This window comes from Mycobacterium szulgai (assembly GCF_002116635.1).
Taxonomy (GTDB): Bacteria; Actinomycetota; Actinomycetes; order Mycobacteriales; family Mycobacteriaceae; genus Mycobacterium; species Mycobacterium szulgai.
In genome coordinates, this window is the sequence record NZ_LQPW01000012.1 from 18825 (window position 1) to 29142 (window position 10318).

A 10318-nucleotide genomic window follows, 5' to 3' on the forward strand; every position below is an offset into this window, starting at 1 on the left:
CCCTGCGACAAGGTGTCGAGTCGCATGCTGCGTGTGATCAGATGCCGTGCCAACACGCGGCAGCCGCCCATTCCCACGCGCCGATGCGGGCCGCCGTGGTCTCACCGCAACTTCAAATTTGAAGTCCGTTGGAAGTCATCCGTGAGATTTTGAAGCGCACGTTGCGTCAGGCCCTACAGATCACTCACTTGCAACAGCCTGTGGTGAAAGGTCACGTGCCGAGAAGCCGTTGGTGCCAGCGTTTGCGCTCAGAGCCTGCCAATTCGGGTGGAGCGGGCGAAGCTGCCGTCAGGGGTGGGCAGCCCGCGCGTGCGGCGACCAACGCACGGCTGGCCTGATCGTAGTACGCCTTAAACCGTGTCCAGTCCGGAATTTCGACGCAATGCCCGAGTCCCCCGCGCAGGAGGAGGCGTGCGTGTTCGGGGTCAGGTGGCAGCAACTCCTGCCACCGCAGGACCGGACCGAAATCGGTGCTCAGAGATTTGTGTCCGTCGGCCTGCCCATAGCTTTCGGTGCGGCGAAATGTCAGCCCCGACCAGTCCTCAGTGCGCGCAAGCAAGGCCTCTTCGTGCGCTCCATACATGATGATGTTGGCTGGAAAGATCTCGCGGAGTTCCTGGGCGTAGACCTGCCCGTAGACGGTGTCATTTTGGGCCGAGGCCTGCACTACGGCGAGCAAGTTGATACCTAGACCACGGCCCTCCCCCACGATGCGACGCAAATCGGGAAGGGGTGCCGTGTTGGGCAATTCGTCGATCGCCAACAGAAGGCGATGCATCTGTTCGCACCGCGACGTCTTCTCACGCCAACGTCGAATCAGCGAGTCGATCAACGTCACGGCGGCGCCCGCCACAGTGCCGTCTGCCGGTGCCAGCACGAACAGGGTGGCGCTGGGATCATCGAGAAACGAAGCGTCGAACACCGTGGTGACATCTGCCCCGCCCGCCATCATCAACGAGGTTCGCAACCACGGGGTGATGGCTTTGCGCATCGTGATGGCCACCGAATCACGTTGCCGCGGTTCCATTCCCAGAATTCTGGTCATGCCGATCGCCAGCACCTCATACCTGCTACACAGGGCGGTGGCTTGAACCCAGCTCGGTTGCCGCAAGGCGGCGTCGGTGACCTCAAGATTGTCGACAGCTTTGAGAACCCACTCCATCCCCATCCCGTTGCCGTTGGGCGATGCCGCATACAAGAATGCCGCCAGCGGGCCCGCAGCCTGGGACTCCCAGACGCCGCCATCGGACACCTGATCGGCACCTGAGCCCATTCCGACGGTGGCCATCTGCATGATGGTTTCGGCGACGGTCAGCGCCTCGTAAGGGGTTTCGATGGTGGTGGTTGGGTCGTACACCATCACCTGGACCCCGATTGGATAGAAAGGGTCGATGATCGGCCGAAAATCGATCACCGCCTTGGGCCCGAACCGGCGCTCCATCGTCAGCTGCATGACGTCGTCCTTCGACGACACCTGCACCAACGGACCGCCCCACAACGCGCTCGCCGGCGCCAGCAGCCGGCGCGATTTGCCCGACTCGGTAGGTGCACTGATCAAACAATGCGCGGCGGTGCGCGGAACGAACAGCTGCTCACGGCCTTTGACGAACCGACGCATGAACCCGCAATACGGTGTCTCTGGCGGTGCATAGGTCACTAGGGCACCATCCTTTTGGCGGATACCCGATGGGTATTCGTTGTTGGGACTCGGCGGGGACTGAGGTGACGGCCAGCGTCGGTCGCTCGTAGAGGGCCACTGTGACGCCGCCGCCCTCGGTCCTCCCGGGGTTGCAGACCGGCATCAGAGAGACGTGCCGCAGAGCGCCAGTTAGTGAGCGTCTGGTGGTCGATCCCCTCGCCGCGGCGTCGCTGCCCCGTTGAGGACTCAGGAAGCGTCACAGCTGGTCCTCCCAGTAGTTGGTCACGATGAGGCAGAGTGCGGGGCTGCCTGAGTGGTCGATCCGGGTAATGACACAGGACCTGCCTTAGCGTTGCACAATAAATCATATACTGCAATAAGTAAACGAAATAATGTGCACATACTGATTTATTGGGAGGCTGGCATGCGTACCGAACCGACAGCACGAGACGGCGGCGGCATCTGCGATGAACCGCAAACCACCCAACGCCGCCTGAGGGCACAATAGATGCCATGACCTCAACCCTGGCGGATCGGCTAAACAAGTTATTTGCGGTGATGCATAGGGCGGGAGAGCCGCCGCTTTCCAACGCGGCTGCCACCGAAGCCATGACGCGCCGGTCCGGTGTGTCTTTCAGCCACAACGATTTAGAGCAATGGCGCGCCGGGATGAGGATCGACGCTACAAGTGAGCAGCTCGAAGCGATAGCGAAATTTTTTGGTGTACCAACGGTTTATCTGACCGATCCAACCGACGAGGTGGTCGACGCGCAGCTCAATGTGCTTCGAGCAATGCGCGATAGCGGCGGCGTCGTTCAGTGCCATCGAACCGCCAAACCCCTTACACCGCAAGTTCTTAACAGTCTCGCGGAGGTAATTTATCGAGCATGTGAGATCAGTTGATCCTCGGGTCTGGTTCGGCGTAGGAAGTGGTGAGCCGTTCAACGGCTTGCTCTGTACGTATGTCGACTAGTGTGAGCACGTTCGCGCTCGCCACGACATTCCGGCCTCGGCCGGTGGTTCAGCGGGAGCCGTTCGTGCGGAAGGCGGGTGGTGTGGCCTGCTGCAGCCCGTTCCACAGATCCTCCCGGGTGATCAAGAGCAAGTCGTTCTCGGCGATGGAGTCACCGAGCGTGGCGTCGCTGAGGTCGAGCTCGTCGAGGCCCAGATTGTCCAGGACACGGACGTCGCGCACGATCTGAGCCTTCTCTAGGATGTTGCGCACGAATCGGCCGTTGTTGAGATCGTCAATGGCCCTCACGGTGTCCCCGTCCGCATTGACCTTGGTCTCGTTATAAAACCGTGTAAAGGGTTCCAGCAGAACTGTTTCCAATGCGCCGGGCTCTACGATGTTGCTGCCGCGCGCCAGGATTGCGCGTGCGATAGCGATCAGTTTGTCCGGAGGGTAGGAGCTGAATTGGATGGTGGTGGCGAAGCGCCCTTGCAGGCCGGCGTTGGAAGCGATCACCTTTTGGCATCCTCGCGGATAGCCTGCGGCGATGAACACGGCTTTGTCCCGGTTGTTCTCCATCCAGGGGACGATCGCCGCAACTATGGCCTGACCGATCGGGTCGCCACCGGCGTACCCGCCGTGCAGGAGTTCGCCGAACTCGTCGAAGAACACCGTCTTTCCGATCGCACTGGCAAGGAACTCGCGGGTCTGCGTTTCTACGGATCCGACGAACTGACCGGCCAAGGCTTCCTTGCTGGTTTCCAGGACGTCGCGATGGGGCAAAATCCCCAGCCCACAGAATGTTCTTGCGATGACGCGGGCGACTTCGGTCTTTCCAACCCCGGGGGGACCCATCATCAAGAGATGGTTGGTGACTGCGGTGCTGGTATGTCCCTTGCGCTCCCGCAGGATCCGGGCAACAGTGGTGGCTTTGAGTGAGCGGACCTGCTGTTTGACTTCATCGAGGCCGATCATCGCCTTGAGGGTCGCCTCTGCGTCCGCGAGGTCCTTGCGGGCCTCGGAGGCATGTTGGTCGTCGTGGCGTTGTTCCGGGGTGCGCCCGGTCGTCGGGTCCCACGGATCAACGCGGGTGTCGATGGTGGCGTGGTCGACGACCTTGATCCCGAAAGTGGGGTCCGCCAGCGCTGTTCGCGCCAGTTCGAGTTCGGGCCAGCGCATGGCGACGTCGCCCAGTACCTGACGTGCGGTGTCGTCGTCTCCTTGCGCGCGGGCGATGAGCGCTTTGTGGAAAGTGGCGTCGCGGGTGATGAGGTCGGGTGCGTAGGTGTTCTCGCAGGCGGCCTCGACCGCAGCTGTAGCCCGTTCCCACATGCCTAGATGCGCGGAGGCCTTGGCTTCTAGGAGGGCGCCACCTCTGCTTAGCAGTGTGTCGTTGAACCACGCCTCGCGGCCCGCGACGGCGGCGAGAACATCTGGCCAGCGCTCGGTCATCTGCATGAGGACGCCGCGGGTGTATTGGACCTTGGGGTCGGTGCCCAGCCCGGCCAACCGTGTGCTGGCCTCGGCGTAGTTGTGGTCGGCCAGCAGGATCCCGACGTAGGCGAGTTGGGCGGTGGTGGCGTCCTCGATGCGCCAGCGCAGGTATTCGATGTCGAAGGTGACATCGAGATCGACGACGCGGACATCGCAGCCGCAGGTCCCCAGGTCTATGCCGAGGCGGTCGCGTGCGTCGGCCAGTCGGGCAATCGTGCCCGGTGAGCGGTCGCCGGCAGCGATGCGACCCAGCCATGCATCAGCCATGCCGGGGTCGTCGTCGGTGGCCAGCTTCAAGACCTCTAGGGCACGGCGTGGGTTGCTTTTCAAGGTCTTCATGCCCGCCCGCAGGGCTTCGGTACTGCGCTGACTCATCGGCGTGGGCTCCTGGACGGTGGGAGGAGATGGGTCAAGGTGTGAGCTTCGTTGCGCGGCCGGATGATTCCCAGCGTCATGGGCCGGGGCCTGGCCGGGGTCTGCACGGTGATGTGGTTGGGGCCAACCTGGCGGATGCGGATGTCGGCGTCCTCGGGTAGCGCTTCGTCAGGGCGCATCACCGACACCAACGCATGTCCGCGTTCCCCGCTTTCACGCAGGGCCTGCTGAGGTTGTGAACCGTCGGCCACGGTCAGCGTCGCGACCTTGGAGCGTTCTTGATTGCGGGCCATGCTGATGCGGATGTTGTCGCAGATCGGCTGCCAGCGAGTGGGGCGCACAGTGTGGATCTCCGCGGTCGCCCCAGCCGAGGTGGCCCGCAGCACCAGGGCTTCCGCAACGTCGAGATCCGCGGCGATGGCCACGCGCACAAATTTGAGTGGATCCGTCCAATTCAGCAGCAGTGGTACCCCGGACCACTCGGCCATCCCGTGGAGGAAACCTGTCGGCCCGACCTGCACGGGAAGCGGTGCGCTTTGCAGGGGCCGCATCGACAGCGGCACGCTCAACGAGCGATCACCCAGGGGCAGGGTTGCCGCCAATGCCTCGAAGGCTTGACCGGGCACGGTTTGTAACGTTGAAAGCGGTGGGTGGGTCAGATGCGCCGGGGTATGCACGCGTACCAGCGCCCCGACCGTCAGTTCACCGGTCTCGGCATGACGTGTCATGCGCACCAGCACAACGGCTTTGGTGGCGCGGATGGTCCACACGTCGTTGAGCACGCGAGTGCTCAAGTCGGCCCCCGACATCCGGTAGGGGGTCACGTAGTCGTCGCCGACACGCAGGTCGGTCCATCGTTCCTGGTAGTCGGCTAGTTCGTGGCCAACCAGCAGGATGGTGGTGGCAACCCGGATCTGCTCGGCGCTGCAAGTCACCGCGCGGCATCCGGCGCGGGTAGCGGCTTGGCGAATCCGCTCGGTGGCCGCTTCGATGGCTTCTGCCACGCTGTGGCGATAGAGCATGGCGTCGAGGCACGCGGTTGGCCGAAGCCGCAGCACCAGCCAGGTGCGACGTTCACCGACCGCCGCCCGATCGGCAACGGTTTCCTCGTAGCGGCCGGTGAATTGACCGTCGTGGGCGGTGCGAGTGCCGATACTGATGGTGTCGATGGAGTGCAGTTCCAGGCCACCGAACTGTTGCAGCAGCCCCCCGCACACAGTCAGCGGCACTGTGTCGATCGATTCGGCGCCTTCGGAGACCAGCACCGTGGGTGCGTACTGCCGTCCGTGCAGCGCGATCATGGTGATGGCGTACTCGCCGTCCCACATCAGCCCGCCAGGGCCCACACCGGGCAACTCGGCCTCGAACGGGCCTGGAAGTGCACCGCGCGCCTGCCGTACCGTGGCGCTGCGCCGAGCTCGCCGCACTCGCCGTGCCCGGGTGAGCCAGGTCCAACCGGTCGTGCCGCGATACATCAGGCCCACCGCGACGAACACCAGCACCGCAATCGGGATCAGCGCCCACCACGGCATCCGGGAGGCCAAAGGCACCACTGCGAGCGTCGCAGCGACTTCGGCGATGATCGCCCGGCGCAGCGGGAACCGAACCTGCCAGCGGGGCAACCGCTCCCCCGGCGTGCGCTGCGGCCCGTTGTCGGCGGAGGCCGCCGGGTCGGTCAGCTCGATTAGAGTCATATCTGCCGCCTCCGAGAGACTTTGGCGATGAAGAACAGCGCCACCAGGATCCCGATCGCGGTGCCCGCGCCGCCGAGGGCGACGATCATCGGCCGATGGTCTGGCGGCGGGGGTGGTGGCGGCGGGTGCAGGGGCCGGCTGAGATGTTCGGTCGGCAGGGCCGGGCCCAACGGCACGTCGTCGTTGAGCGCGGCCACCGGGTCGACGGCCCCGTACCCCATACGGTTGTCCACCACCGCCCCCCCTGCGACGTCCTGTGGGGACGCCGCAGGCGAGTGCGCGGTCGCCTCGATGCGCTGAATCACCTGCGCTGCAGTGAGATTGGGATACTTCGCGCGGACTAGCGCGGCGAGGCCTGTCACGTAGGGCGCGGCGAAGGAGGTGCCGTTGATGGGCCGCAGGACACCGGCGGTTGCGTCGAAGGTCGCGTTGATCACCCCGCCCTTGTCGTCGAGTCCTTCGATGAACACCCCAGGAGCCGCGGCTCCGATCCACGGCCCGGACAGGCTGATCTCACGGTGGTTGGTGTCCACGGCGGGCTGGCCGCTGCCGTCGGTGGCGCTCACCGAGAACACGTACTGGGAGAACCAGGCCGGGGTGGAGATGGTGACGACGCCGTTCCAGTTACGGGGATCTTTGGCGCTGGTGGCATCGATGTCGGGGTTCTGCGCGCACCCCGCCCCGCCCAAGTTGCCGCCGGCCGCGACGATGACAATGTCCTTGTCCACCGCCGCGTAGCGCACGGCCGCCCCCAGGGTGGTCTGATCGACGGGCTTGAGGACCGGGATGCAGCTGACGATGGAAATGTTCATCACTCTGGCGCCGGTATTGGCGGCCAGCACGATGGCTTTGGCCAAGGAGGCGACCGTTCCGGCGCGCCGGTCAGCTTCGACGTCGGCTGAGGTCGGGTTGGCCGGCACCCATGCTTCTGAGGATTGGCGGATGGAGATGATGTCGGCGTCGGGGACCACGCCGACCAAACCGTCGGTCTGGGTCGGCTGCGCACCCAGGATGCTCGCGACCACCGTTCCGTGAGAGTCGCAGTCCTGCAAGCCATTTGCCGCTTCATCCACGTAATCGCCGCCTCCGTGGATGTGTGGCAGCCGTGGTGAGACGTTGACTCCTGTGTCGACCATCGCGATCGTCTGGCCAGCTCCGCGGCCCGCGGATTGCCATAGGGCGGGAAGGTCCATGAACTTTTGCGCCGCGGTGGGAGCCCCGAGGTCGGTGTCGGGCATCAGGCCCGATGGAATGCATTGATGCTCTTGGCGCAGCGGCTCGCCCGGGCCCAGCGGCAGCGGGTTGGGGACCGCACCGGGGTCGATCACCGGGGGCGATATTGCCCCCGCGACGCCCGCGCTGAGCGGGGTCATCATCACCAACATGCTGACTGCGGCGGCGCACACCCCGCGCTGGGTCCACGCACCGGTCATTACAGTGCCGTCCTGGCGAGGAAGTAGATGTTGAGCAGCCACAGGCTGAGTGGGAACACCAGGAACTGCAAGCCGTACTCCAGCCACTCCACCAACTTGCGGAATGGCGCGGAAAACGGTCGCTGCGGGACGACCGCGGCGATGACCAGCGCCGCCAGTCCCACAGCGCTGATGAGCGCACTGATGATCAGGCTGACTGTCGGATTGTGGCTCGTCAGAGCATATTTGAGGCCGAGGGCGGCCGTCATCGCCAGGGCCGTTGCCACAACGGTGACTGCTGCGGCGCGGTCTTCTAGGGCGCGCCCCCCGAGGACGAGGATGGCAGCGATGCCCAGCACGAACACGGTGCCCAGAATCCAGCGTCCGTGCCCGGGGGTCACGATCCCGGCAGCGCCGGCGATGAAGAACGGTGACACCGCCGCAACGATGGCCTGCAAATAGCTGTTGGCGGACGCGGCTGCGCGTTTGAGTTCCTCGACGCTGGGCGTGCCTTCGGTCTCAGCGGCTACCAGCGCTTCGGCGGCGATACCCTCGGCGTCGTCGAAGACCAGCTTGCCGGTGACCGTCGGAAAGCTTGGCATGGGCACCCGTGCGAGCAGACCCGACAGCGACTCGACTTTCTTGAGCACTACCAGGGCCACCACCATGGTGCCGATCCACAAATAGTGCATCTGTATTCCGGTCGTGTGTAGGACGCCCAGCAGGGCGGCACCCAGGCACACCAACGTCAGCCAGGCCAGCACTCCTGCCGGGGCCGGCGACAGCGCCCACAATGCGATGGCAGCCACCAGGGTCAGCGTTGCCGCGAGCACGACATGCCAGGAGCCCGCTGGTCCGGGCACGGCGGTGTAGCCCGCGACGGCGATGGCGGACAACGCTCCTGTCCACAGGCCGTAGGCCATGGCGGCGACGTGCTGGCGCCACCACGCCGCGGCGCCACCGAAAAACAGGACCACCGCCAGCCCCGCGGCTGTCGCCGGGGGAATCACCGGCCAGTAGGCGCCGGCCGTGTGGTTGAGGTGCCAGACCCACAGCAGCAGCCCACAGACGATCACTGCCGCGGCTGCGGCGGTCACCGCGGCGACGTTCAGTGCGGTTTGCGGAGTGACCGATTTGAATCGCTGAGCGTTGAGGTGGGCGATAGCTGAAGAGGCGTTCTCGATCACCTCGGTGAACGACACCTCGGCGTCGTCGACCTCAAGGATCAGCAGACTGCCGTCCGTGATGCCTTGTTCGCGCAGCGACTGGCCCCGGGTCAGGGCAGCGCCGCCAACCCGCTTGAGCGTCACTATGCCTGGGACGATCAGATCGTTGTCATCCGGGCCGCGGACCTCGTCACCGGTGCTGACCACCTGTGCCAGCACCTCGTTGACCAGGGTGGCTACCGCCTCGGTGGCGGGCAGCACCAGATCGGTCTGCCGATCCCCGAACAGCACCGCTACCCGGACTTGCTCGCGAATCCGTACCTGGGCCGCCGGCCGAATGCCTGTGCGCTCCGATACGATGCTCACTGGCGGGGACCCCACGTTTGACCGCCTGGCGCCGGGGGCCACGAACCGGGGTAGCCGCCGCCTTGCGGTGGGCGTGGCTGCCCCTCGGGCGCTCCGGTGATGCGCTGTTGGCGGGCGCCGGGATCGCGGTCGGTGGCGCGGGCAAAGCCGTCGGCCAGGGAAGCGGCGGCTTCGATGTAGTGCAGCTGAGTGTTGGGCGCTAACCGGTCGAACTCGATAGGTACGGCGTCACTGAGGTGCGCATCGAAGTCGATCGTGTGCACCGAGCGCACCGTGCGCCCGAAGTCGGCGTGCAGCTGCTTGACCTGCGCGCTGGCGTTGACCTTGTTGATGTTGCTGACGATCACTACCGCCTCGCGCACCAGGTGCGGGTAGCCGCTTTCTAGCAGCCAGTTCAACGTGTCGGCCGCGCCCTGGGCGCCGTCGAGGCGCGTGGTGGACGGCACGACGATCGCATCGACCCGGATGTGCTCGAGCAGAGCATGGGTGAGGTCGTCGTCGAGCTGGTTTCCGCAGTCCACGATGGCGATGGGATATTGCACCTGCAGTTTGGACCACGCGGTGATCAGGTCGGCCCCGGTCATCGGTGTGCGGCCCCTGTCGCTGCCCAAGACTTCCAGCCCGGAATGGTTGTCCTTACCGAGATATTCGCGAAAGTCGCTGTAATCGCGCAAGTTTCGGTCACTGTTGAGCCCACGCCAGGACATGGTGGATGGTTCGTCGATACGGCGGGCCAGGTTGCCGTTGGCCGGGTTGGCGTCGATCGCCACGATCTTCTCGTCGCGGTACTTCGACAATGCCGCGCCCAGCAGCACAGTGGTGCTGGTCTTGTTGACCCCACCCTTGGACTGCATCACTGCGATGACGTACTTGCCCCGCAAGTTGACTTTGAGCCGGCGACGCAAGTCGTTCCAGTGCACTTCCTTGGCCGACAAGCCGAGGTTGATCCGGGTCATCTTGTACAAGCCGTGGCGCCAACCGGTTTCGGGAACCGGCTTGTACGGTGCAGCGACCTGGCCGTCGTGAATCTGGGCGCGCATGGCGCCGACCGAGGCGAACGGATCGTTTTCAACACGGGCGCCGTAGCGCCCCTCGTCCCTAGTCGGCGGGCGGTACCCGGGCGGGGAGGTAGGAGGCTGGCGCGGCATCCCGGTCTGCGGACCGCCGAACAACGACTCCTGGGAAGGTGGCCCGCCGTGCGGACGAACCATCCACCATGT

7 protein-coding genes are annotated in these 10318 nt (G+C 65.0%); 1 reads left to right on the plus strand and 6 read right to left on the minus strand.

The window, feature by feature from the left end; all coding sequences use genetic code 11:
* Positions 1–211 precede the first annotated feature (211 nt).
* Positions 212–1657, minus strand: a complete 1446-nt coding sequence (locus tag AWC27_RS02960) for a type IV secretory system conjugative DNA transfer family protein (protein ID WP_245846809.1) — start codon at positions 1655–1657, stop codon at positions 212–214.
* Between the two features lie 495 nt (positions 1658–2152).
* Between AWC27_RS02960 and AWC27_RS29850 the strand changes: the two genes are divergently transcribed.
* Entirely contained in the window at positions 2153–2542 is a 390-nt protein-coding gene (locus AWC27_RS29850; protein ID WP_139836733.1) for an XRE family transcriptional regulator, read from the plus strand.
* Positions 2543–2660: 118 nt separating this feature from the next.
* On the opposite strand, the gene AWC27_RS02965 is transcribed toward AWC27_RS29850, so the two are convergent.
* The 5 genes from AWC27_RS02965 to AWC27_RS02985 all read right to left on the minus strand — a co-directional run.
* Positions 2661–4460, minus strand: coding sequence for an AAA family ATPase (locus AWC27_RS02965; RefSeq protein ID WP_085669127.1), 1800 nt, complete (start codon positions 4458–4460; stop codon positions 2661–2663).
* Positions 4457–6154, minus strand: a complete 1698-nt coding sequence (eccE, locus tag AWC27_RS02970; RefSeq protein WP_085669128.1) for a type VII secretion protein EccE — start codon at positions 6152–6154, stop codon at positions 4457–4459. The genes AWC27_RS02965 and eccE overlap by 4 nt, the downstream gene beginning before the upstream one ends.
* Complete coding sequence (gene mycP / locus AWC27_RS02975; RefSeq protein ID WP_085669129.1) at positions 6151–7587, minus strand: type VII secretion-associated serine protease mycosin; 1437 nt, start codon at positions 7585–7587, stop codon at positions 6151–6153. The genes eccE and mycP overlap by 4 nt, the downstream gene beginning before the upstream one ends.
* Positions 7587–9098 (minus strand): type VII secretion integral membrane protein EccD, encoded by a 1512-nt coding sequence (gene eccD / locus AWC27_RS02980; protein ID WP_169726697.1) that lies wholly within the window; start codon positions 9096–9098, stop codon positions 7587–7589. The genes mycP and eccD overlap by 1 nt, the downstream gene beginning before the upstream one ends.
* On the minus strand, positions 9095–10318 hold a 1224-nt coding region (locus AWC27_RS02985; RefSeq protein ID WP_245846810.1), incomplete at its 5' end, for a MinD/ParA family ATP-binding protein. The genes AWC27_RS02985 and eccD, both read right to left, overlap by 4 nt.

Excerpts from the sequence above, each read along its gene's own strand:
- AWC27_RS29850 (WP_139836733.1), top strand. The coding sequence starts at position 2,153 with ATGACCTCAACCCTGGCGGATCGGCTAAACAAGTTATTTGCGGTGATG.
- eccE (WP_085669128.1), bottom strand. The coding sequence starts at position 6,154 with ATGACTCTAATCGAGCTGACCGACCCGGCGGCCTCCGCCGACAACGGG.
- mycP (WP_085669129.1), bottom strand. The coding sequence starts at position 7,587 with ATGACCGGTGCGTGGACCCAGCGCGGGGTGTGCGCCGCCGCAGTCAGC.
- AWC27_RS02965 (WP_085669127.1), bottom strand. The coding sequence starts at position 4,460 with ATGAGTCAGCGCAGTACCGAAGCCCTGCGGGCGGGCATGAAGACCTTG.